This window comes from Plantactinospora sp. WMMB782 (assembly GCF_049179135.1).
In the GTDB taxonomy this organism is placed as follows: Bacteria; Actinomycetota; Actinomycetes; order Mycobacteriales; family Micromonosporaceae; genus Plantactinospora.
This window is the reverse complement of sequence record NZ_JBMHMC010000007.1, coordinates 5,454,045-5,475,058: the sequence shown is the minus strand read 5'-3', so window position 1 is coordinate 5,475,058 and position 21,014 is coordinate 5,454,045. Positions and strand designations below refer to the sequence as shown.

Below are 21,014 nucleotides of genomic sequence, written 5' to 3'. Positions count from 1 at the left end.
ATCGTCGCAGTCGGAGTCCGGCCCGCGCGGCACAACGGGACCGGGACGAGCCGGCACCCGGCGATCCGGCGACGGGTCGGCCGGGATTCGCATATCGCACCGGGCCGGTCGGCGATCCTGCTAACCTCCCCGCCATGCACCGTAGCCCTGTGACGGGTCCCGACCGGATGCCCGCCGAGGGCGACGTGAGCCGCAGCTACCCGGTCGGCGCCCACCGGCTCAGTGTCGCCGGAGGCAGCCGGGTGGGCCAGCGCTACTCGGCGAACTTCGACGTACTGCACGTCGATCCGGTGCTGCCGTTCGTGGCGGTGGCCGACGGGATGGGCGAGGGCCGGGGCAGCACGGCCGCCGGTGGCACCACCATGGAGACGATGGTCGCCGGGGTACGCGTGGCAGCGCCGCAGATCGGTCCCGACCAGTTGCGGGCCGCGATGGCGCAGGCACAGTCCCGGGTCCGGGCGGCCGGTGCCGAACTCGGCGAACTGACCGGCTGTACCTTCACCGGCCTGGTCGTCGTACCGCCGGCCGGCGGGGCTGACGACGCCGGACGGGTTCCGGCACCCGGCGAAGGGCTCCCCGAGGCGGCCTACCCGGGCGGGTCCGGCGCCGCCGACCAGGTGCTCCGGGTGCGGCGTACCGCACCGGTCGCCCGAACGGCACCGGGCAGCGCGCCGGCCGGGCCGGCACCGGGCAGCGCGCCGGCCGGGACGGCACCGGGCAGCGCGCCGGCCGGGACGGGCGGGACGGGCGAACTCACCGGCTGGATCGTGCAGATCGGCGACTCCCGGGCGTACCGGCTGCGGGACGGGCTGCTCGAACTGCTCACCGTGGACCACACCGCGGCCTGGCTCGGTGCCGTCTACGGCTGGTATCCGGCGGACTCGCCGGCGGCGGCGGCCGCCCGCTACCAGCTCACCCGCTACGTGGGCCATCCGGCGATGCCCGAACCGGATCTGCTCAACGTCTCGTTGCGCCCCGGCGACGTCTACTGCCTCTGCACGGACGGGGTCGCCGAACAGCTCGACTACCAGCGGCTCTCCGGACGGCTCGGCGCGGCCGGCAACCTCCTCGAGACGGTCCGGGGCGTACTCGCCGACACCCTGGTCGCGGGCGGTCGGGACAACGCCACGATCGCCGTACTGCGGGTCGAGCCCTGACCGACCCTCCCGGTACGGCCGTGCTGGCCGAATCCGGCGACGGCCGCCGCCCGGCCCGGATACTCTCGGCTGGTGCGAGGGACACGGCAGGTGACCGACGCCGGGCCGGTGACCAGGTGATCGCGGGGCGACGGTGACCGCCCCGCCGGACGCGCTGGTCGTGGTCGGGATCGACGGCTCCCGGACGAGCATGACGGCGATCCGGTTGGCGGCCCGGGAGGCGGTCCTGCACTCCCGCCCGCTGCGCCTCGTGCACACCTTCAACTGGGTGGCGGACCCGTCGGAGCCGATGCCGGAGGAGCCGCGCCGTCCCGCCGAGGAACTGCTGTCCCGGGCCGCCGCCCTGGCGTCGCAGGCGCAGCCGGGACTCGACATCTCCTGCGCGCTCATCGAGGGACCGGTGATCACCACCCTGCTCCGCGAGTCGGGTTCCGCCGCGCTGCTGGTGATCGGCGACGGCGGGCTGGGGATCGATCCCGACGTGACGGCGTCCTCGGCGGCCACCGCCGTGCAGATCGCGGCGCGGGCCGGCTGCACCGTGCTGGTCGCCCGGCAGCAACTGCCGTCGGTCGGGCCGGTACTGGTCGGCGTGGACGGCTCGGCCAGCTCGCTGAGCGCGCTCGACTACGCCTTCGACACCGCCGCGCGGCACTGCACCGATCTGATGGTGGTGCAGGTCTGCGATCCGGACGGTACGGACGGCGGGCCGCCGCCCGAGGTGGTCGAGCAACTCGCCGAGGCGGTCGCGCCGTGGCAGCGGAAGTACCCCTCGGTCCGGGTCGACCAGCAGGTCCGGACCGGCGATCCGGAGTCGGCGCTGGCCCAGGAGACCCGCCGGGCCGAACTGGTGGTGGTCAGCGCGCGCGGTGACGAACCGTGGCGGGGCATGCTCGGCTCGGTCAGCCAGGCGATGCTCTACCACTCGGCCTCCCCGGTGGCCGTGGTACGCAACGCGCACGGCCTCTACGTCCAGGCGTGAGCCGGTGAGCGTACCGGAGCCGCGGCCCCGACTGGCCGACGAGGAGCTGGGCCGGATCGACGCGTACTGGCGGGCCGCCAACTATCTCAGCGTCGGGCAGCTCTATCTGCTGGCCAACCCGCTGCTGCGTGAGCCGCTGCGGCCGGAGCACGTCAAGCCTCGGCTGCTCGGCCACTGGGGGACGGATCCGGGGCTGAACCTGGTCTACGTACACCTGAACCGGGTGATCGTGGCCCGCGACCTGGCCGCGATGCTGGTGACCGGCCCCGGGCACGGTGCTCCGGCCATCATCGCGAACACCTGGCTGGAGGGGACCTTCACCGAGTTGTACCCGTCGGTGGGCCGGGACGAGGCCGGGATGGCCCGGCTGTTCCGGCAGTTCTCCTTTCCCGGCGGGCTGCCGAGCCACGTCGCGGCCGAGGTGCCGGGTTCGATCCACGAGGGCGGCGAGTTGGGGTACTCGCTCGCACACGCCTACGGTGCGGCGTTCGACAACCCGGACCTGCTTGTCGCGTGCGTGGTCGGCGACGGCGAGGCGGAGACCGGGCCACTGGCCGCCAGCTGGTTCTCCACGATGTTCGTCGATCCGGCCCGGGACGGGGCGGTGCTGCCGATCCTGCACCTCAACGGCTACAAGATCGCCAATCCGACGGTGCTGGCCCGGATGCCCGAGGAGGACCTGCTCGGCATGCTGCGCGGCTACGGCTACCAGCCGTACGTGGTGGCCGGGGAGGAGCCGGCCCGGGTGCACCGGGACCTGGCGGCCGGGCTGGACCGGGCGCTTGACGAGATCACCGAGATCCAGCGGCGGGCCCGCCGGGGTGGGCCGGTGCAGCGGCCGCGCTGGCCGATGCTGGTGCTGCGTACCCCGAAGGGCTGGACCGGGCCGGCCGAGGTGGACGGCGAGCAGGTCGCCGGAACGTGGCGGTCCCACCAGATCCCGCTGGCCGGGGTACGCGACGATCCGGACCACCTGGCCCAGCTGGAGCGCTGGCTGCGGTCGTACCGGCCGGAGGAGCTGTTCGACGCGGACGGCGCGCCGCTACCGGCGCTGGCCGCCCTGGCTCCGCGCGGCGACCGGCGGATGAGCGCGAACCCGCACACCAACGGCGGCGGCCTACTCCGTGACCTGGTACTGCCCGACTTCCGGCGGCACGCCGTCGGGGTGGACCGGCCGGGCAGCCCGTCGACCGGGGCGACCGGGGTGCTCGGCGGCTGGCTCCGGGACGTTCTCGCCGCCAACCGGGACCGGTTCCGGCTGTTCGGCCCCGACGAGGTGGACTCGAACGGGCTGGCCCCGGTCTTCGAGGTCACCGACCGGGCCTTCCTGGGCGCGACCGGCCCCGGCGACGAGCACCTCTCCCCCGGCGGTCGGGTGCTGGAGGTGCTCTCCGAGCACCTGTGCCAGGGCTGGCTTGAGGGCTACCTGCTGACCGGCCGGCACGGCGTCTTCACCAGTTACGAGGCGTTCACCCACATCGTCGACTCGATGGTCAACCAGCACGCCAAGTGGCTGAAGACCACCCGGGACATCCCGTGGCGGCGCCCGGTCGCCTCACTCAACTACCTGCTCTCCAGCCACGTCTGGCGGCAGGACCACAACGGCTTCTCGCACCAGGACCCGGGCTTCATCGACCACGTCACGAACAAGAAGGCGGAGATCGTCCGGGTCTACCTGCCACCGGACGCCAACACCCTGCTCTGCATCATGGACCACTGCCTGCGCAGCAGGCACCTCGTCAACGTGGTGATCTCCGGCAAGCAGGCCGCCCCGAACTGGCTGCCGATGGCGCAGGCGGAGCTGCACTGCCGGCGCGGACTGGGCATCTGGGACTGGGCCAGCAACGACGCCGGTGCCGAGCCGGACGTGGTGCTCGGTTGTGCCGGCGACGTACCGACGCTGGAGACCCTGGCCGCCGTCGACCTGCTCCGCCACCACCTGCCCGAGCTGCGGGTGCGGGTGGTGAACGTCGTCGACCTGATGCGGCTGCAACCCGAGAGCGTGCACCCGCACGGGCTGGCCGAGCCACAGTTCGACGCCCTCTTCACCCGGGACCGGCCAGTGATCTTCGCCTACCACGGCTATCCGTCGCTGATCCACCGGCTCACCTACCGCCGGGCCAACCATCCGAACCTGCACGTCCGGGGTTATCGGGAGGAGGGCACCACCACCACGCCGTTCGACATGGTGATGATGAACGACCTCGACCGGTTCCACCTGGTCATGGACGTCGTCGACCGGGTTCCCGGGCTGGCCGTCCGGGCCGCCCACCTGCGGCAGGCGATGGCCGACGCCCGGCAGGAGTGCCGTGACCACACCCGCCGCTGCGGCGAGGACCATCCGATGGTCGCGAAGTGGCGGTGGCCGGGCTGACCCGGAGCACCCGGTGTACCGACCCGAGTACCCGTTCGCCGGGGACGAAGCCGAAGTCCCGCGAGTCGCAGCTCTCACGGGGGTTGTCGCCGAGCACCACGAAATGGCCGGTCGGAACCCGGGGCCGGGCGTCACCGGCCGCCGGCGGCAGCGTGGCCGGCACCGGGTCCCCCGGGCCGGCGACGGCGCGTTTCACGATCCATCGGCGCTCGCGTCCAGGTGCGGCACCGTCGGGAAGCGGCGGGGTGTCCCAGGTGCCGTCGACCGGATCCTCGACGACGACCATCTGACCGATCCGCAACGCGGCGGGCGGAACGCGGCGGACCAGTACCCGGTCTCCCGGTCCCAGCGTCGGCAGCATGGACCGGCCGTCCACGGTGACGAGTACCCACCCGCGTCGGAGCCAGATCACCAGGGCGCCCAGCGCCAGGCCGACCGATGCGGCAAACATCGCCGAGGCCATCGTCCACCGCCTCTCTCAGCCCGCCACCGGCTGGTATCCGGCGGCTTGGAGGTTGAACAGCCGGGCGTACTCGCCCTGGGCCGCCATCAGCTCGTCGTGGTTGCCCTGCTCGGCGACCGCACCGTCGCGGAGCACGACGATGCGGTCGGCGTCCCGGACCGTGCCGAGCCGGTGTGAGATCAGCAGCGTGGTCCGGCCCTCCCGGAGCCCACGCAGCCGCTGCTGCAGGTCCGCTTCCGCCTCCGCGTCCAGGCCGGCGCTCGGCTCGTCCAGGATCAGCAGGTCCCGGTCGGCCCGGAGGAAGGATCGGGCGAGCGCGAGGCGTTGCCACTGACCACCGGAGAGCAGCACACCGGTGGCCGCGTCGTCGCGGTCGGCCGGGTCGGCGAAGATCCTGGTCAGCTGGGTCGCATAGCCGTGCGGCAGTGCGGTCAGGGCGTCGTGCACACCGGCCCACCTGGCTGCGGTGACGATCCGTTCCGGGTCGTCGAGAGTGCTGACGTCGCCGACGCCGATGTTCTCGGCAGCGGAGAGGTCGTAGGACATGAAGTCCTGGAAGGTCGCCCCGATCCGGTCACGGAGCCCGCTGACGTCCAGCTCGCGATAGTCGACACCGTCCCAGAGCACGCTGCCGCGGACGGGGTCGTAGAACCGGACGAGCAGCTTGACCAGCGTACTCTTGCCGGCGCCGTTGAGCCCGACGACCGCGACAGTGCGGCCACGCGGGATGGTCAGGTCGACGCCGCGCAACACCCACGGGTGCCCGTCGGCGTAGCGGAACCAGACGTCGCGCAACTCGACGCGACCGTGCAGTGGCCGCACCGGCATCGGGTCGGCGGGCAGGGCCAGGTCCGGGGTGCAGGTCAGCACCTCCCGGTAGTGGGTGAACCGCAGCAGCCCCTCATGGGCTATGGCCAACCGGCTGATCCCGTTCGCGACAGCCCCCTGTATGCCGGCCACGGCGGCGATGAAGATCGTCACGTCACCGACGCTCAACCGGCCACCACGGGCGGCCAGAATCGCCCAGACCAGCCCGACTCCGGCGACGACGGCCCCCACTACCGCCAAGCCGATCTGGACGAAGAGCTCCCGGCGGTCCATCCGGCGGTTCGCCGCGTTCAGCGCCCGGAGTTCCGTGAGCATCCGTTGGCCGAACAGGCCGCCGAGGTCGAACAGCCGAATCTCCTTGGCGGCGGCGAGGCCGGTGAGCAGCTCCGCGTAGAAGAACTGACGCCGCTCGGTCGGGCTGAGCTGCCACATCAACTCGGCCCGCCGCCGCGACAGCCGCAGTTCGGCGTGCGCGGTGGGCAGCACCGCGAGCGCGAGGAGTCCGACCATCCACGGATTGAGCAGCGCCAGGGTGCCCGCGAAGCCGGCGATGGTGACGACCCCGCGCAGCAGCTCCAGAGCACTGCCGGTGACGGCGATCGGGCTGTGCCGGCCCGCATCGTCGGCGAGGTTGAGGTGGTCGCGGAAGGCGGGGTCCTCCAGCCGGCCGAGGCCGGGAAGCCGGTTCACCGCCGCGTAGAGGTCGGCCTGGGCACGCACCGCGACCGCCCGCCGCCAGTCGGACTCCACCCGCCCGAGCAGGTGCGGCAGGGTGGCCACGGCCACGCCGGTCAGGGCGAGCCCGAGGCCCAGCCCGATCACCGTCCCCAGCCGGCCGCTGTCCGGGCCGGCGAGCCGGTCCACCAACAGTTTGGTGAGTACGCCCGCCAGGACCGGGACCACACCGGCGGCGATCGCGAGGAGTGCCTGCGCCACGGCCGCACCCGGCGAAGCCCGGTAGGCCAGACCGACGGCCGCAGTGATCAGTCGGAGATCCGCCTTCCGCCGGGTGTGTCCCGACGTCATGCAGGTACCGGCATGGGAAGCTGCGTCCAGCCGCTGCCGCTGCGCCGTACGGTGCCGGTCGAGTCGAGCAGGCACCAGCACGGGAAGGCGCGCGCCTGGAAAGCCGCCGCCAGGCCACCGTCGACGCCGTCGAGCACCACCCGCGCCACGCCGGTCAGCCGGCCCGCCATCTCGGACACCTCCGGCCCGTCACCGGTCACGACGGCGAGTACCTGATCGCGCCCGCCAGGGAACTCGGCCGCCTGGGTGGCGAACCGGGGCAGCGCATCGGTGCACGCCGGACAGTTCGGGGAGAAGAAGGTGACGAGCACGTCGCCGCTGAGGTCCCCCCGGCGGACCGGCCTGTCGTCGGTGTCGGCTGCGACGAAGTCGCCGGGCGTCTGTCCGGCCTCGATGATGCCGTTGTCCGCATGGGACGCATGGTTGGCCAGCAGCTCGGTGTGTTCCCGCAACCGCCGGACGACGGCCAGGGTGAGCAGCAGGTTCAGGGTGCCCAGCGCGCATGCCAGGACCACGGCGGTGACGAGATACGGCATAGGTGCTCTCCTACTTCCGACTTGGCCGATCCACCCGGTCGGCGACACGCTGGCGCGGTGGCGCGGCCGGCGACGGGCCGGCTGGCCTCGCCGCCGGACGCGCCCGGCTGGTACCACCTGTTGCTGTCCGCCTCAGCAGAAGTGGGTCGTCGGCTCGCAGCTCAAGCAGGCGCAGTTGCTGTTGGAGAAGCAGCGGCAGACGTACTCGATGCCGCCCATGCACTTGATCCGCTGGACGATGTAGCCGCAGTCGCGGGCAGCAGCGTCAACCTGCGGCACGAAGAGTGCGAGCATCCGGTCGCCCAACTTGTTCATGGCTCTCACCATTCGATTCACCTCCTCCTATCGCTCCGATGTGGCAGTCATTGTGGATCGTCCGGTTGGATATCGACTGGACGTGGATTGGATGATCTCAACGTCAGAGCTCGATTACGACTAGTAGCGACTACGGGGGTTGCTGTGGGTTCGAGCAAAGAGTCGGAAAAGCTGCGATTGTGCCTGTTGGGCCGGGTACGGCTGTGGCGGGGCGAGGTCGAACTGCCGACCGGCCCACCGCAGCGACGGGCCGTGCTGAGTCTGCTCGCGCTGGCCGAGGGGCAGTCGGTCGGCCGGGACGAGCTGACGGACGCCCTGTGGCCGGCCGGGTCGCCGAGCAGCGCCACGAATGTCATCCAGACGCATGTGAAACATCTGCGTCGGGTGCTGGAGCCGAGCCGACCGACCCGGATGGCGAGCCTGCTGCTGCCGTCGGTGGGCACCGGATACCGGTTGGCGACGTGGTTGATCGCGATCGACGTCATCCAGTTCAGAGCGCTGATCGCCGAGGCCCGCACGGCGCGGGCTCGCGACGACCACATGAGACTGTGGCACCTGGTCGAGCAGGCGTTGCGGCTGTGGCAGCCGCCGCTGGCCGACGTACCGGTGCTCGCCGGGCATCCGCGGGCGGCGTCCCTGTGCGCGGAGGCGCAGCTGGCGCTCTCCTGGCAGGTCGCCACCGCGATCCGGCAGGGACGCGTCGAGGAGGTGCTGGCCCTGGCACGCGAACAGGCCGAGGGCCGTCCGCTGGACGAGCAGGCCCAGGCCCACCTCATCCGGTGCTACAGCGCCCTCGGCTGGCGGGCGGAAGCCTTCGACGTCTTCGACACCACACGTCGGCGCCTGATGGCGGAGCTGGGTGTGGCGCCGGGGTCGGTACTGATCGAGGCCCATCGGGAGTTGCTCGTGTAGCCCGGATCGCCGCCCGCCCCGGTTGTCCCTATCGGAGTGGCCTGAACAGCGAGACGATGTCCTCGGCCGCCGTCACCAGCGTGCCGAGGACCACTCCGGTGACCCCGGCGAGCAGCACGTAGGGCGGCTCGACCACGCCCTCGGTCGTCATCGCGGCCAGCCCGAGGACCGCGACACAGACCAGCGTGCCGTTGCGCACGAGGTGAGGCCAGCCGAGTGGCGTGCTGGAAACCCCGAAGCATCGACACGGAGTCCGGTTGCCCCGCGCCATCGCCAAGCCGATCACGACGCTGAACGCGCCGAGCAGGCACGCCGCCAGTGCGAAGCCGAGGGCTCCCACCGCACGGACCGGTACGAGCAACAGCACGGCGACGAGGACCTCGACCGTCACCGTCGCGGTCGCCGCCGGCCGTACCGCGGCATCCGGCAGCTGCCGCAGCTCGCGCAACGACTGGACGAAACCTGGCCAGGCCGCCCTGCCGAAGACCTTGTTGGCGACGGCCACGACGAACACTGCCGCGAGGAGAGCCCGGCAGACCACCTCCAGAAACCTCACGACCGGCAAACCTACTGGCTCCGCCGTCGTGCGCCAACCGCTGCTGCGGTGTCCAGACGGCGGCCTCACGACGGCACCAGACCGGGATGATGACGTGCGGTGGGCACGAACCGGGCCCGGCCGTCCCGCAACGCCCGCTCGGCCCGGTGGCACGGCGGCGGGCGGAACGGCTCGCCCCGTCCGCAGCGGCGCCAGGAGTTCAGTACGATCACCAACGGCGATGCCGGTACGCACACCGGCAGGCGGGTGTTCGACGTGTGAGGCGGTGCGGCGTGGAAGGCGGTGCCGAGGGAGCAGGTCCTGTGACGCGTTCGGCGGACGAGATCCTGGACATCGTCGACGAGCGGGACCGGGTGGTCGGGCAGGCCCCGCGCGGCGAGGCGTACGCCCGGCGGCTGCGGCACCGGGCCGTCTTCGTGCTCGCCCGCGACCCGGCGGGCCGGATCTTCGTGCACCGCCGCACCGCGCAGAAGCTCGTCTTCCCGTCGCACTACGACATGTTCGTCGGTGGTGTGGTCGGCGCCGGCGAGAGTTACGACGAGGCGGCGCGGCGGGAGGCCGAGGAGGAGTTGGGCGTCACCGGGCTGCCCGCGCCGACGCCGCTGTTCCGGTTCCTTTACGAGACACCTGAGCACACCTGGTGGTCCGCCGTCTACGAGGTGCGTTGCTCCTACCCGGTCAACCCCCAGGTCGAGGAGGTTGCCTGGCACGCCTTTCTCACCGACGAGGAGGTGGCGCGACGGCTGCCCGAGTGGGAGTGGGTGCCGGACGGGCTGGCCGCGTACCACCGGCTGCTGGAGTGGCGACGGCGCTAGGCAGGCAGCGGAGCTAGTGTCGTCGGTCGGCCCGGTCCGCCCGGTCGGAGACGTTCGCGCAAGCCACGGCGTACCGTTCGCGGATCGCCGGAACGGCGTCCGCCTCGTACGTCTCGACCTGCCCGGCCGTCCACGACGGCGGTCGCTGCTCACCCGACAACACCCAGGCCGCCTGCCGGGCGGCGCCGTCGGCGACGTATTCCCGCAGGGGTGGGACGAGCACGGGGCGGCCGAAGATCGTGGGTGCGACCCGGCGTACCGCCGCCGAGCGGGCACCGCCGCCGACCAGGATGACCCGGTTGGCCGTCGTGCCCTGCGCGATCAGCGCGTCCAGCCCGTCGGCGAGGGCGCACAGCATGCCCTCCACCGCCGCGCGGGCCAGGTGCGCGGGAGTGGAGGTCCGCAGGATCAGGCCGTGCAGGGCTCCGGTGGCGTGCGGGCGGTTCGGTGTCCGCTCACCCTCCAGATAGGGCACCAGGACCAGCCCGTCGGCACCCGCCGGGGCGGACAACGCCAGCGCGGACAACTCGGCGTGGTCGACCCGCAGCATGGTCGCGGCGGCGTCCAGCACCCGGGCGGCGTTGAGCGTACAGACCAGTGGCAGGAAGCGGCCGGTCGTGTCGGCGAACCCGGCCACGATCCCGCTCGGGTCGGCCGCCGGCACGTCGGCCACGGTGAACACCGTGCCGGAGGTGCCGATCGACACGATCACGTCGCCCGGCTCGGCTCCGACACCCAGCGCCGCCCCGGCGCTGTCGCCGGCACCGGGGCCCAGCGGCGCGCCGGTGCGCAGGTGTCCGGCACGACCGGTCGGCCCGAGCACCTGCGGCAGCAGGATGTCGTCCCGACCGAACGCCAATCGGATCAGGTCAGAACGGTATTCACCGGTCGCGGCTGACCAGTATCCGGTCCCGCTGGCGTCGCTGCGGTCGGTGCGGAGCGCGTCCAGTCCCGGTGCGCCAGCCAGTCGCCAGGTCAGCCAGTCGTGCGGCAGACAGACGGCGGCCGTGCGGGCGGCGTTCTCCGGCTCTGCCGACGCCAGCCAGCGCAGCTTGCTGACGGTGAAGCTGGCCACCGGCACCAGGCCGACCGCCTCCGCCCAGGCTCGCCGTCCGGTCTCGCCACCGCCGAGGTCGGAGATCAGGTCGGCGGCGGCGCCGGCCGAGCGGGTGTCGTTCCACAGCACGGCGTCCCGGATCACCGCGCCAGCCGCGTCCAGGCAGACCATGCCCTGCTGCTGTCCGGCGATCGAGGCGGCGGCCACGTCGTCCAGCCCACCAGCCTGGGCGACCGCGTCGGAGAGCGCGGCCTCCCACGCCGATGGCGGCACGCTCGTGCCGGCGGGGTGCGGTGCCCGACCCTCGCGCACCAGCTTCCCGGTCTCGGCGTCGCGGATGACGACTTTGCACGACTGGGTCGACGAGTCGACCCCGGCGACGAGGGGCACCGGTCCTCCCGGGGGCTGTCGGGTACGGCTGGCGCCGCCGACCATGGCAGGGCCGAAGACCTGCCCGCACAGCTATTTGTTTATTGGCTGAATTATTTGGGCCACGGCGTGGCGATGTCAAGGCCGTGCACCAACCGGACCGGTAAGACGGACTCCCGGGTGGAGGTGCGGGCCGCCCTCCCCCACCCTGTACCGAGGGAGGGACGGCCCGGCGCGGTCAGTTCAGTTGAACGATCTGGATCAGGTTGCCGCAGGTGTCGTCGAAGACGGCCGTGGTCACCGGACCCATCTCCGCCGGCTCCTGGGTGAACTGGACACCCAGGCCGCGTAGCCGCTCGTACTCCGCGCGGACGTCGTCGACAGCGAACTGGGTGTACGGGATGCCGTCGTTCACCAGCGCCTCCTTCCACGGCTTGGCCGCGGGGTGGCCGTCCGGTTCGAGCAGCAGCTCACAGCCGTCGGGGTTGTCCGGCGAGACGACGGTGAGCCAGCGCGCCCCGCCGGCCGGGACGTCCGTCTTCTTCACGAAGCCGAGTTTCTCGGTGTAGAACTTCAACGCCTCCTCCTGGTTGCTGACGAGGACGCTGGTAACGGTGATGCGCATCATTTCTCCTTGGTCTCACGCTTGAGCCATCGATCGGTCAGGCGTTCGAGGGGCCCGGTTTCGAGGTGGTGGAACTTGTAGCGACCCTCCCGGCGGCTGGTGACCAGCCCTGCCCCGATCAGCACCTCCAGGTGCTGCGAGGTGGCCTGTCGGGAGGAGGTGAGCTGGTATTTCATGCTCAGCCGGGTACAGATCTCGAACAGCGTCTGCCCGTCGCGTTCCGCCAGCTCGTCGAGGATCTTCCGACGGGTCGGGTCGGCCAGGGCCTTGAACACGTCGACCTCCCTGGCCACACGCTCGGGTCCGGCGGTATCACTCACCCCGCGATGATAGGCAAGTAACCACTTGCCTATCAAGTCCGGTCGGCCCGTGGCCCGAGGTAGCGGACGCGAACCCGCGACGCGGTCGCAGGTCAGAGCTGCGGTGCGGCGTGCGGGGCACCCTTGAGTTCGTGGAAGCCGGGCACACCGGCCACCAGCAGGGTGCCGTCCCAGAGCCGCCCGGCCTGCTCACCGGTCGGAATGCGGGAGATCACCGGGCCGAAGAAGGCGACCCGGGCACCGTCGGCACCGGTCGCCGCGATGATCGGTGTGCCGACATGCCGGCCGACCAGACCGATCGCCTCGGCGTGCGAGGCGCGCACCGCGTCGTCGTACGCCGTCGACATGCCGGCCTCGGCCAACTCGCGCGGCAGGCCGGCGGTGGCCAGCGCGACGTGCAGGTCGCCGAGCCAGTCCCCGTCACCCCGGGCGGTCGTCCACATCGCCGTGTAGAGCCGGGCCATCGCCGCCGGGCCGTGTTCCTGCCGCGCCGCCGCGCAGATCCGCACCGGGACCCAGAGGTAACCCTCCGGGTCGCCCTCGGGGTCGTCGTCGCGCCCCTCGTTGAGCACCGACAGGCTCATCAGGTGCCAGCGCGGCTCGACCGGCCGGACCTTCGCCACCTCCAGCAGCCAGCGCGAGGTCGTCCAGGTGTACGGGCAGGAGGGGTCGAACCAGAAGTCCGCGACCATCGCCCGCGCCGTCACGTCCGCCTCCCCCATGTCGTCGGAGCCTAGTTCAACGGGGTCCCGCAGGAGGTGCGGCCGGGGCGCGGGGTCTCGCTGACGGTATTAGCTGGGGTTACCGGCGGCGCCGAGGTAGCCCGTGGAGGATCTGACCGGCGATGAGCGCGGGGTGCGTGTCGGGCATCGCCTGTAACGCACGGGTCAGGTGTCCGGCGAGGTACACCAGCAGCCCCAGCCGGTCGCTCTCGAAGTCGACCAGCAGGGCCAGCCGGGCGGGCACGCAGGGCCACGGGTCACAACAGGTCTCGCAGCGGTAGGCCCGCCCCGGGGTGTGCCGACCGGGCTCGCGACGTCTCTGGGCGAGCCGTCGCGTGTGGCGGATCCAACGCTCCTGCGGCCCGATCACGACTCACATCCGGGCGTCGTGCCGCAACCGGTGCCGCTGCGCAGGGGTCAGGTTGCCCGCCCGGCCGTTCGAGAGTCGAGGCACCGTCCCGGGCCAGCGGTTCCATGCCAGACGCTGGTTGGTCGGCCGGGGCCATCCTTCCGGGTCGCGCGGCACGGCCGCCGACTCGCGGGCGATCGCCGCGCCGGTCGCGGCTTCGCGAACCGCCCGGCGGAACTCGGCTCGGGTCAACTTCTGGCACGGGCGCCGGTCGGTAGGGCATCGGGACCGGAGCGAAAGAGTCCGGGCACACCCATCGGAATCCGCACCGGCAGTACCGCCAGAGCCGGCGCCAGTCCCGACGGTGCGTCGGGCGCGGGCGGTGAAACACTCTCATGGCTTCTGTCTCCCGTCGGCGTAGTGGAACGGGGACGGCACCATGGGTTGCCGCCCCGGTGCCGGCCCCGTAGGCAGCCCCGGCCCGTCCTGGGTGAACTTCGGGTGTGTCCGAGCAGGAGCGCTTGCTTCCACCCTGTACCCAAACCGCCTACGCTCGGGAGTCGTACCCGTGCCGCAACAAACGTGCGGCAACCGGAGTGAAGATGAGGACAGGACCAGAGCTACGGCAGGCGCGACGAACGGCGGACCTCACACTTGCCGAGGTCGCGCGCCTCGGTGGGCTGTCCGCAAGCCATCTGTCCCGGATCGAGGCAGGCGAACGTCCGGTTACGCCGGCCACCGTCGACCTCTATCAGCGAGCGGTCCGGCGGGCGCTCGGCGAGGCGTCGTGGCCTACCGTTGACGACGTGAGACGCAAAGACCTCTTCGCGCTGGCAGGCGCTGCCGTCGCCGGTGCCGTGGCTGGCACCTCGTCGGTGGATGACCTGGACGGATGCGCTCAGTGGATCGCGTGGGAGATCTGGCTCGGAGACGGGCACGAGCTGCACCAGAGCCTGATACCAGCGGCCCTGCGGCCCGGTACGGCCCAGCTCGTCCAGCGGCGCCAACTCGTCCGCACCCCGGCCGGCGCCGTCCGCTTCGCTCACCCGGGCCTGCTCGACTTCCATCTGGCCTGCCGGGTGTTCGGCGATATCGCGGCCGGTGCGAGCGGTCGGCTTGAGACCACCCGGGCCGAGAGCGCATCCGAGAACCTACGCACCATGGCCGGACTCCTGGCTGGCGCCGACCCGATCACTACGACAGCAGAGAGGTCCCGATGATCCTCGTCTCCGTCCAACCTGGACAGGAAGTCATGGCAACGCTGACGGCCGAGCTTCGGTCACGTGGCGTGGTGAACGGCGCGATCGTGTCGCTGATCGGCGCCGTCGAGGGCTGCGCGATCTCGACGATGGCCGCCGACGACTACGCGAAGGACATCGTCACGGAATACGGCGAGCCGATGGAGCTGACCGGAACCGGCGAGGTGCAGGACGGTGCGGTGCACGTCCACGTCGTACTCGGCCGCCAGGGTGACGAAGCGAAGGCCGGACACCTGCACTGGGGCAGGGTTCAGCACTTCTTCGTCAACGCCTATGTCATGCCACTCTGACGATCGCCCGGCGATTGACCCGGTCCGGATACCGGCCGCCCGGGCAGGGCGTCTGCCCTGCCCGCGGCGACGGTGGCGAGGCGGATACCTGAGTCGAGCGGTCAGGCGACGAACCGCACCTCCGGAAAGGCAGTACTCGGGCCCTCCAGTAGGCGCTGCCGCCGGTGGCGTAGATGCAGGTCGAAGAACGCGAGCGGGTACGCCTGCTGGATCCGCACCGCCTGGAACGGGGCGAGGGTGCCGATCCAGCCGGCGAGGTCCTCGTCGCTCATCCCCGTGATCGCCGCCAGTTGCGGGATCAGCCACTGGTGGTCGCAGTACGTCCCGTGGGCCGCGCCGTCGGCGTGCACCTGGAGCCGCCACCCGTGCAGAAGCGGCCAGAACTCGGCGACGCCGGACTCCTCGGCGCCCGGGGTGAACGCCGCCGTCATCAGCATGAACGGCCGGTCGAGGTCGGCGGCCGGCGGTTGGGACAGCATGGGGCCGTCGAAGCTGAGCCCGGCCCGCACTCGCCGGTCGACGTTCATCGCCAGGGCGGTCGCGGTCGCGCCCTTCGACCAGCCGTACATGCCGATCCGACGGAGGTCGAGCACGGCACCCAGGCCGGCCGGTAGCGGGCGGCGCTCGACGTCGGGGTTGCGGCCGGCAGCGAGATCCTCGACGCGGTCGAGAACGAACCGGATGTCACGTACGTAATCCCATGGCGTGACCGACACGTCGTCGGCGGGGACGCTGGTCCGGCCGTCGGGAAATTCGCTGAACGAGTCGTACGGGTGGTCCACGGTGAGCACGACGTAGCCGTGACTGGCGAGTTCCTGCACCACAATTGTCGTTTCGGAACGGTGCCCGCCGGCGCCGTGGGAGAAGACGACCACGGGCAGCCGGTTGGCCGTTCGGAGTAGCGGTGCCCCCTCGTGACCGGCGGTGCGCGGCGCACTCGCGACATCGGCGCCGAAGTCGGCGGACTCGAGCAGCGCACGCATCGGCGCGGCGGGCATCCACGGTGCGACCGGATGACGCCGGGCGTCCCGACCGGCGGGATACCAGATGCTGACCATGAATTCGCGGTGGTGACCGGTAGGGGCGACGGGATCTGGGCGGGACGTGTCAACGAGGTGCAGTGACACGGTGCCGACCGGGTGCGGCCCGGTGGGTGCGGGCAGCGTGAGCCGTGCCGGGGCCGCCCAGCCGCGACCGGCGTCGAGCGGCACGGCGACCGCGGCAGCGAGCGCGGTGCTGAGTAGGTGTCGGCGGGTCAGTGAGGTGGTCATCGGTCCTCCGAGGCAATCGTGGATTCGACCCGCACGATGAGCAGCTTCAGTCGCCGGATCTCGTCGGCCAGCGCGGTGGTGCCGGCGGCGGTGAGGGTGATCCAGGTCCGGCCGCGCCGGCCCTCGTAACCCTTCTCCACCTCGATCAGGCCACCCCCTTCCAGCACGCTGAGATGTTTGGAGAGGTTCCCGGCGGTCAGGTCCAACTGGTTGCGCAGGTAGCCGAACTCGACGCGGCGCGCTTCGTGCGCGATGGTGAGGATGCCGAGCCGGACCCGCTGGTGCACGACGTCATCCAGCCCGAGGACCGGATGGGTGGCAACCGGGTCGGGGATGTCGGTCACGGCGTTCGCCGGTGACGTCGGTCGGCGAGCGCGAAGCCGGCCGCGCCCAGCAGCAGCACGATGCCGACGACGAGTTGGGGCACCGCCATTCCGGCCCGGACTCCGAAGTGGGGCGGGCCGAAGCCGTCGTTCATCGGCAGCACCAGCAGCACCAACGTCAGGTAGCCGACGGTGAACAGCAGCAGAGCGGTGTTGCGCTCCAGCCAGGCCAGCACCAGCATCGTCACCCCGATCATGCCCCACGGCATGACCAGCCGATCCAGCACCAGGAGCCAGTACGGGAGCGGCATGTCCGGGTACGGGTGGCTCCGGAAGTACAGGTCCACCGCCAGCCACGCGGCGGGGAACACGAGGGTCGTCACGGCGCCGGTGATCGCGTACGGCAGCACCCGCGCGCCCAGCCCTCGCGCCCGGGCGGCGCGCAGGTAGCAGACGGCGATGGTCGCGTACGCCAGCACTGTCGCGGGCGGCCAGTAGTACAGCATGCCCCGGCGCGCGAACACGCAACTGCCGTCCGGGTTGCAGTCCACCCTCATGGCGAGCCAGTCGAACGGAATTCCGATGAGCGTCACCGCCGCCAGCACCAGCAGCGCCGCCCAGGTCATCCGTTGGTCGAGACGCACGCGATGGGCGAGGGCACGCACGTCGGACAGCAGTCGGCGGGGGTCACCGCCGGCAGGTACCGATTCAGCGGTCATGCCAATAGGTTTCCATAACAAACCTATTGGCGCCAGTGCAGAACTCGCTGACTCCTGAGTTGACCTGTCCAGGGATGCTCCGACGGCGGACCAAGCCGTAGTCGTGCCGGGAGCGGGCCGCCCGGCGCGTCCGGCATCGTTACCCGGCCGGACGGCACGCGCCGATGCTGACGGTCAGCCCGGCGGTTGACCCGGGCCGGAGACCGGCCGCCCGGCCGGGGCGTACGTCGGGCGGGCCGGTCCGGGCGGCGGACCCGGCAGCGGCGGGACGAAGCCGGCCGGTGCCACCGGAGCCGCCGCGACGACGTTCCGGCCGACCTGGAAACCCACCGCGCCGAGCATCGTCGTCAGGCTGCCGATCGCCGTCACGATGGCCAGCGTCTGCACCCCGTCCGCCTCGTACTGGCAGTTCGGGTCGTACGCCTCGCCTGGGGTCGGCATGCAGATCTCGATTGCCCAGGCGACCAGGATCGGCGCGACGACCAGGCCGACGAAGGAGAGCAGCAGCAGCACGATGAAGACTGGGTGAGGACCGGCGCGTCGCATGATCGCGAAGTGTAGGTGATCAGACGGGGACGCGTGGCCCGCCAGGTCAACGCGGGTCCAGGCGGTCGGCGTTCGGGCCGACGAGCCACTCCGTCTCCTCGCACTCGGCGATGAAGTCGGTCGGAAATCCGGCGGTGAAGCCGACGGCCGTCGCCAGTCGCCGCACCGCCTCGGCCGGCAACGTCAGCGCGACCGCGCCGAGATTCTCCGCGACCTGCCGCACGCTGCTGGCCCCGAAGATGGGGTGGACGTTACGGGATCCGGATCTGGTCCAGGCGAGGGCAACCTGTGCCGGGGTGGCGTCCAGTTCGGCCGCGACCTCCCGGACCGCCTCGACGGCGGCCCGGGCCCGTGCGGTGGGCGGGTCGGACCGTCCGGCCAGCAGGCCGTGCGCCAGCGGGGACCAGGTCGCCACGGTCATGCCGTACGCCTGCGCCATCGGCAGCAGTTCCCGTTCGATGTCCCGCTCCAGCAGGTTGTACGGCACCTGGAGGCCGACGAACGGGGTCCAGCCGCGCCACTCCGCGAGGGTGTTGGCCCGGCTGACCACCCAGGCCGGGGCGTCGGAGATGCCGACGTAGAGCACCTTGCCGGTCCGGACGGCGTCGTCAAGCGCCCGCATGGTCTCCTCGACCGGGGTGTGCCGGTCCCACACGTGCACCCAGTAGAGGTCGATGTGGTCGGTGCGCAGCCGGCGCAGGCTGGTCTCCAGGGACAGCCGGAGGTTCTTCCGGTGGTTGCCGTACCCGTTCGGGTCGGTGCGGTCCCGCGACGCGGTGTACTTGGTGGCCAGCACCACCCGGTCCCGCCGGCCGGTCAGCAACTCGCCGAGTACACGCTCGCTCTCCCCGCCGGAGTAGTTGACCGCCGTGTCGACGACGTTGCCACCCCCGTCGAGGTACGCGTCGAGAATGTCCCGGGCGACCGGCATCGGGACGGCACCGTCCCGCTCCGCGCCGAAGCCCATCGCGCCGAGGAAGAGTTCGGAGACGCGCAGGCCGCTCTGGCCCAGTAGTCGATAGCCCAAGATGTTCCCTTCGCCGTGGCTGGATGCCGCCCACCCTGCCGGCTGCCGGCGCCGGAAGGGAGGCCCTGCGAGGGCCAGCTTCCGACACCCGGCCCGCACGCGGGTCCGGGGTGGGAGCCGGGACCGCGCATCGCTGGCGGAACGCCCACGGCCGGCGCCGGGAATACACTCCTCGCCATGGTTGCCGTCGACGAGGGCGAATTCGTGCTGCTGAACGACCTCCCCGTCGAGGACGCGACCCTGGACCTGCCGGGCACCTCGATGGTCGCCGGTGAGCTGGCGAACCTCATCTACGGTTCGCGCGGCAGTACCCCCTTCGTGTTGGCGGTGGACGGCCGGTGGGGGACCGGCAAGAGCACGTTGATGAGGCAGCTCTCCGAGATCCTGGCCCGGCGGCCGGACGTGGAGACCGTGTGGTTCAACGCCTGGACCGCGAGCGGGGTGAGCGCGCTGACCGGCATGCTCAAGCTGGTGCTCGGCCGGCTCGACCGCAATGTGGTGCGGCGCGCTTTCCGGCGGCTGCGCGACAACGAGGTGCTGGGCGGCTCGCTCCGGATCGGCGCGGGGGTCGCCGCGTCGTTCTTCCGGCTCGACCGTGCCCTCGACCAACTCTGGGCGCAGATGTCGGTGGACGCCCGCGCCCGGGAGCAGGCCCGCGACCTGCTGGCGACGGCGCTGGGTAGCTGGATCGACGAGCAGACCGGGCAGCCCAGGCACACCATCGTGGTCTTCGTCGACGATCTGGACCGCTGCGGCGAGGCCACCGCGATCGAGATCTGCGAGGCGATCAAGCTCTATCTCGACCTTCCCGGCATCGCCTTCGTGCTCGGCTGTGATCTGGCGGTGCTCTCCCGCATCTCGTTGCCGGCCGCCGAGTCGGGCGGCCACGTCCGGGAGTACCTGGAGAAGATCGTCCAGGTCAACTACCAGATACCGGTGGCCGCCGAGGCGACCGTCACGACCATGATCCGGGGGTACGCCCAGCGGTCGCGCACCGCACATCTGCTTACCGAGCCGCTGGTCGCACTGATCGGCCGGCAGTGTGCGGGCAACCCGCGCCGGGTGAAGCGGCTGATCAACAGTTTCGTGGCCGAGTACCAGCTCGACCCACGCTGGCGGGAGTTCGGCGCCGACGGCCTGCTGAAGTCGGTGCTACTGCAGCATCTCTATCCCGACCTCTACCGGGAGATCCTGACCACCGGCGGCGACGTCCTCGGCGGGCTGCTGGCATACCGGGCGGCCCGGGACTGGCTGTTGACCCATGGCCGGGTGCCGACGGGCGAGGACCTCCAGGCCGGCCGGCAACTGCTGGTGGCCTACGGCATTTCGCAGCCGTCCGCGCAGGACCCGGCGGATGTGTGGGAGCGGGCGGTCGGACAGTTCGAAGGGCGGGTGCCCGAGGCGTGGCGGCTGCTCGCCGGCAACGAGGACTGCCGGATGCTGGTCCGGGATCTCGGTCCGGAGCCGGAACGGCTGCGGCTGCAACACCGGCTGCGCCGGCGCCCGCTGAGCACCGCCCCCACCCCGGTCGAGCCGCCGGCCGCCGACGAGGCCCGGTACGAGGGGCTGCGGCTGCTCTGGATCGACGCCTCCCCGGCCGGCAACGAGCCGATGATCGACGGCCTGACGGCCCGGGGTGCCCAGGTGCGGACGAGTACGGACACCCGGCAGGCGCTCGAGATCCTGCCGCTGTTCCAGCCGAACGCCGTGATCTCGGACATCAGCCGCGGTGGGGAGGAGCGGGCCGGCTTCGAGGGACTGCGGGTGCTGCGCCAGGCTGGCTACGCCGGTCCGGCTCTGTTTTTCACCTCCCGGGTGGACGACGACCGACGGCGGCTGGCGGCCGCGGTCGACGCCGCGATAACCGCCTCGGCCGGCCGGGTCGGCGAGTGGGCCCAGGCCCAGGCGGCGGTCGCGGCACAGCCTGGGCCGGTGGACGACCGGGCGCGTGGCCGCAAATAACGATCGACCGGGATAATTCTGTCCACTTCGACCGATCGACCCGGACTGATCCGCCCGGAGTGTTGACGCGTCGGTAGCAGGTCTGCAACATTACGACGACACCACGCAAGTTCCGGGTCAAGAGTTGCCGCATAGCGCTCTATCGCTCGGAATTTCTGGACAGGCGTTCTCTGTGCTCCTTCCCCGGCTGCCTCGGGGATCGGCCCTCGGCGGG

Annotated in this window: 23 protein-coding genes and 1 pseudogene; 8 read left to right on the top strand and 16 right to left on the bottom strand. The window is 71.6% G+C overall.

Annotated features, from left to right (window positions below):
• Positions 1-134: 134 nt before the first annotated feature.
• From ACN28A_RS26685 to ACN28A_RS26675, 3 genes are all read left to right on the top strand, one after another.
• The gene (locus ACN28A_RS26685; protein ID WP_421399394.1) at positions 135-1,157 is read left to right on the top strand and encodes a PP2C family protein-serine/threonine phosphatase; all 1,023 of its coding nucleotides are present in this window, start codon (positions 135-137) and stop codon (positions 1,155-1,157) included.
• A gap of 133 nt (positions 1,158-1,290) precedes the next feature.
• Positions 1,291-2,136 (top strand): universal stress protein, encoded by an 846-nt coding sequence (locus ACN28A_RS26680; protein WP_421399392.1) that lies wholly within the window; start codon positions 1,291-1,293, stop codon positions 2,134-2,136.
• A gap of 4 nt (positions 2,137-2,140) precedes the next feature.
• Positions 2,141-4,510, top strand: coding sequence for a phosphoketolase family protein (locus tag ACN28A_RS26675; protein WP_421399389.1), 2,370 nt, complete (start codon positions 2,141-2,143; stop codon positions 4,508-4,510).
• Between the two features lie 25 nt (positions 4,511-4,535).
• Here the strand turns inward: ACN28A_RS26675 and ACN28A_RS26670 are convergent.
• The 4 genes and pseudogenes from ACN28A_RS26670 to ACN28A_RS26655 all read right to left on the bottom strand — a co-directional run.
• Positions 4,536-4,961, bottom strand: a pseudogene (locus tag ACN28A_RS26670) (S26 family signal peptidase); the annotation flags it as partial.
• 27 nt (positions 4,962-4,988) lie between these two features.
• Entirely contained in the window at positions 4,989-6,737 is a 1,749-nt protein-coding gene (locus tag ACN28A_RS26665) for an ABC transporter ATP-binding protein (RefSeq protein ID WP_421399387.1), read from the bottom strand.
• Between the two features lie 86 nt (positions 6,738-6,823).
• A complete protein-coding gene (locus ACN28A_RS26660) occupies positions 6,824-7,363 on the bottom strand; it encodes a TlpA disulfide reductase family protein (RefSeq protein WP_421399384.1) in 540 nt (179 codons plus the stop codon).
• A gap of 132 nt (positions 7,364-7,495) precedes the next feature.
• Entirely contained in the window at positions 7,496-7,678 is a 183-nt protein-coding gene (locus tag ACN28A_RS26655) for a hypothetical protein (protein ID WP_421399382.1), read from the bottom strand.
• Positions 7,679-7,822: 144 nt separating this feature from the next.
• On the opposite strand from ACN28A_RS26655, the gene ACN28A_RS26650 reads away from it, so the two are divergent.
• Complete coding sequence (locus ACN28A_RS26650) at positions 7,823-8,590, top strand: AfsR/SARP family transcriptional regulator (protein ID WP_421399380.1); 768 nt, start codon at positions 7,823-7,825, stop codon at positions 8,588-8,590.
• Between the two features lie 28 nt (positions 8,591-8,618).
• On the opposite strand, the gene ACN28A_RS26645 is transcribed toward ACN28A_RS26650, so the two are convergent.
• Both ACN28A_RS26645 and ACN28A_RS26640 read right to left on the bottom strand, forming a co-directional pair.
• Positions 8,619-9,146, bottom strand: a complete 528-nt coding sequence (locus ACN28A_RS26645; RefSeq protein ID WP_421399377.1) for a MauE/DoxX family redox-associated membrane protein — start codon at positions 9,144-9,146, stop codon at positions 8,619-8,621.
• A 65-nt stretch (positions 9,147-9,211) separates the two neighbouring features.
• Positions 9,212-9,361, bottom strand: a complete 150-nt coding sequence (locus ACN28A_RS26640) for a hypothetical protein (protein ID WP_421399375.1) — start codon at positions 9,359-9,361, stop codon at positions 9,212-9,214.
• A gap of 87 nt (positions 9,362-9,448) precedes the next feature.
• Here ACN28A_RS26640 and ACN28A_RS26635 point away from each other — a divergent pair, with 87 nt between their 5' ends.
• Positions 9,449-9,961 (top strand): NUDIX hydrolase, encoded by a 513-nt coding sequence (locus tag ACN28A_RS26635; RefSeq protein WP_421399372.1) that lies wholly within the window; start codon positions 9,449-9,451, stop codon positions 9,959-9,961.
• A 13-nt stretch (positions 9,962-9,974) separates the two neighbouring features.
• Here ACN28A_RS26635 and ACN28A_RS26630 read toward each other — a convergent pair whose 3' ends face one another.
• From ACN28A_RS26630 to ACN28A_RS26610, 5 genes are all read right to left on the bottom strand, one after another.
• The gene (locus ACN28A_RS26630; protein WP_421399370.1) at positions 9,975-11,408 is read right to left on the bottom strand and encodes a xylulokinase; all 1,434 of its coding nucleotides are present in this window, start codon (positions 11,406-11,408) and stop codon (positions 9,975-9,977) included.
• Between the two features lie 217 nt (positions 11,409-11,625).
• A complete protein-coding gene (locus ACN28A_RS26625; protein ID WP_421399368.1) occupies positions 11,626-12,012 on the bottom strand; it encodes a VOC family protein in 387 nt (128 codons plus the stop codon).
• Positions 12,012-12,332, bottom strand: coding sequence for an ArsR/SmtB family transcription factor (locus ACN28A_RS26620; protein WP_421399365.1), 321 nt, complete (start codon positions 12,330-12,332; stop codon positions 12,012-12,014). Before ACN28A_RS26620 ends, ACN28A_RS26625 begins: the two co-directional genes overlap by 1 nt.
• Before the next feature lie 92 nt (positions 12,333-12,424).
• Complete coding sequence (locus tag ACN28A_RS26615; protein WP_421399362.1) at positions 12,425-13,054, bottom strand: disulfide bond formation protein DsbA; 630 nt, start codon at positions 13,052-13,054, stop codon at positions 12,425-12,427.
• Between the two features lie 79 nt (positions 13,055-13,133).
• A complete protein-coding gene (locus ACN28A_RS26610; protein ID WP_421399360.1) occupies positions 13,134-13,298 on the bottom strand; it encodes a hypothetical protein in 165 nt (54 codons plus the stop codon).
• A 707-nt stretch (positions 13,299-14,005) separates the two neighbouring features.
• Here ACN28A_RS26610 and ACN28A_RS26605 point away from each other — a divergent pair.
• The gene (locus tag ACN28A_RS26605) at positions 14,006-14,623 is read left to right on the top strand and encodes a helix-turn-helix domain-containing protein (protein WP_421399358.1); all 618 of its coding nucleotides are present in this window, start codon (positions 14,006-14,008) and stop codon (positions 14,621-14,623) included.
• Positions 14,620-14,952, top strand: a complete 333-nt coding sequence (locus ACN28A_RS26600) for a PCC domain-containing protein (protein ID WP_421399356.1) — start codon at positions 14,620-14,622, stop codon at positions 14,950-14,952. The genes ACN28A_RS26605 and ACN28A_RS26600 overlap by 4 nt, the downstream gene beginning before the upstream one ends.
• 101 nt (positions 14,953-15,053) lie before the next feature.
• Here the strand turns inward: ACN28A_RS26600 and ACN28A_RS26595 are convergent, their stop codons facing one another.
• From ACN28A_RS26595 to ACN28A_RS26575, 5 genes are all read right to left on the bottom strand, one after another.
• Positions 15,054-16,223: an alpha/beta hydrolase family protein gene (locus ACN28A_RS26595; protein WP_421399354.1), complete on the bottom strand. Its 1,170-nt coding sequence runs from the start codon at positions 16,221-16,223 to the stop codon at positions 15,054-15,056.
• Positions 16,220-16,567, bottom strand: coding sequence for a transcriptional regulator (locus ACN28A_RS26590; protein ID WP_421399352.1), 348 nt, complete (start codon positions 16,565-16,567; stop codon positions 16,220-16,222). Before ACN28A_RS26590 ends, ACN28A_RS26595 begins: the two co-directional genes overlap by 4 nt.
• Positions 16,564-17,265: a hypothetical protein gene (locus tag ACN28A_RS26585; RefSeq protein WP_421399350.1), complete on the bottom strand. Its 702-nt coding sequence runs from the start codon at positions 17,263-17,265 to the stop codon at positions 16,564-16,566. The genes ACN28A_RS26590 and ACN28A_RS26585 overlap by 4 nt, the downstream gene beginning before the upstream one ends.
• 174 nt (positions 17,266-17,439) lie before the next feature.
• On the bottom strand, positions 17,440-17,811 hold the full coding sequence (locus ACN28A_RS26580; protein WP_421399348.1) for a hypothetical protein: 372 nt from the start codon (positions 17,809-17,811) through the stop codon (positions 17,440-17,442).
• A 46-nt stretch (positions 17,812-17,857) separates the two neighbouring features.
• Positions 17,858-18,838, bottom strand: a complete 981-nt coding sequence (locus ACN28A_RS26575; RefSeq protein WP_421399345.1) for an aldo/keto reductase — start codon at positions 18,836-18,838, stop codon at positions 17,858-17,860.
• Between the two features lie 177 nt (positions 18,839-19,015).
• Between ACN28A_RS26575 and ACN28A_RS26570 the strand changes: the two genes are divergently transcribed.
• Positions 19,016-20,800, top strand: coding sequence for a P-loop NTPase fold protein (locus tag ACN28A_RS26570; RefSeq protein ID WP_421399339.1), 1,785 nt, complete (start codon positions 19,016-19,018; stop codon positions 20,798-20,800).
• Positions 20,801-21,014: the final 214 nt, after the last annotated feature.

What these genes read in the sequence shown, in the direction of transcription:
- ACN28A_RS26685 (WP_421399394.1), top strand. Translation starts at nt 135, where the DNA reads ATGCACCGTAGCCCTGTGACGGGTCCCGACCGGATGCCCGCCGAGGGC.
- ACN28A_RS26660 (WP_421399384.1), bottom strand. Translation starts at nt 7,363, where the DNA reads ATGCCGTATCTCGTCACCGCCGTGGTCCTGGCATGCGCGCTGGGCACC.
- ACN28A_RS26655 (WP_421399382.1), bottom strand. Translation starts at nt 7,678, where the DNA reads ATGAACAAGTTGGGCGACCGGATGCTCGCACTCTTCGTGCCGCAGGTT.
- ACN28A_RS26625 (WP_421399368.1), bottom strand. Translation starts at nt 12,012, where the DNA reads ATGCGCATCACCGTTACCAGCGTCCTCGTCAGCAACCAGGAGGAGGCG.
- ACN28A_RS26615 (WP_421399362.1), bottom strand. Translation starts at nt 13,054, where the DNA reads ATGGGGGAGGCGGACGTGACGGCGCGGGCGATGGTCGCGGACTTCTGG.
- ACN28A_RS26605 (WP_421399358.1), top strand. Translation starts at nt 14,006, where the DNA reads ATGAGGACAGGACCAGAGCTACGGCAGGCGCGACGAACGGCGGACCTC.
- ACN28A_RS26600 (WP_421399356.1), top strand. Translation starts at nt 14,620, where the DNA reads ATGATCCTCGTCTCCGTCCAACCTGGACAGGAAGTCATGGCAACGCTG.
- ACN28A_RS26595 (WP_421399354.1), bottom strand. Translation starts at nt 16,223, where the DNA reads ATGACCACCTCACTGACCCGCCGACACCTACTCAGCACCGCGCTCGCT.
- ACN28A_RS26585 (WP_421399350.1), bottom strand. Translation starts at nt 17,265, where the DNA reads ATGACCGCTGAATCGGTACCTGCCGGCGGTGACCCCCGCCGACTGCTG.
- ACN28A_RS26580 (WP_421399348.1), bottom strand. Translation starts at nt 17,811, where the DNA reads ATGCGACGCGCCGGTCCTCACCCAGTCTTCATCGTGCTGCTGCTGCTC.
- ACN28A_RS26570 (WP_421399339.1), top strand. Translation starts at nt 19,016, where the DNA reads ATGGTTGCCGTCGACGAGGGCGAATTCGTGCTGCTGAACGACCTCCCC.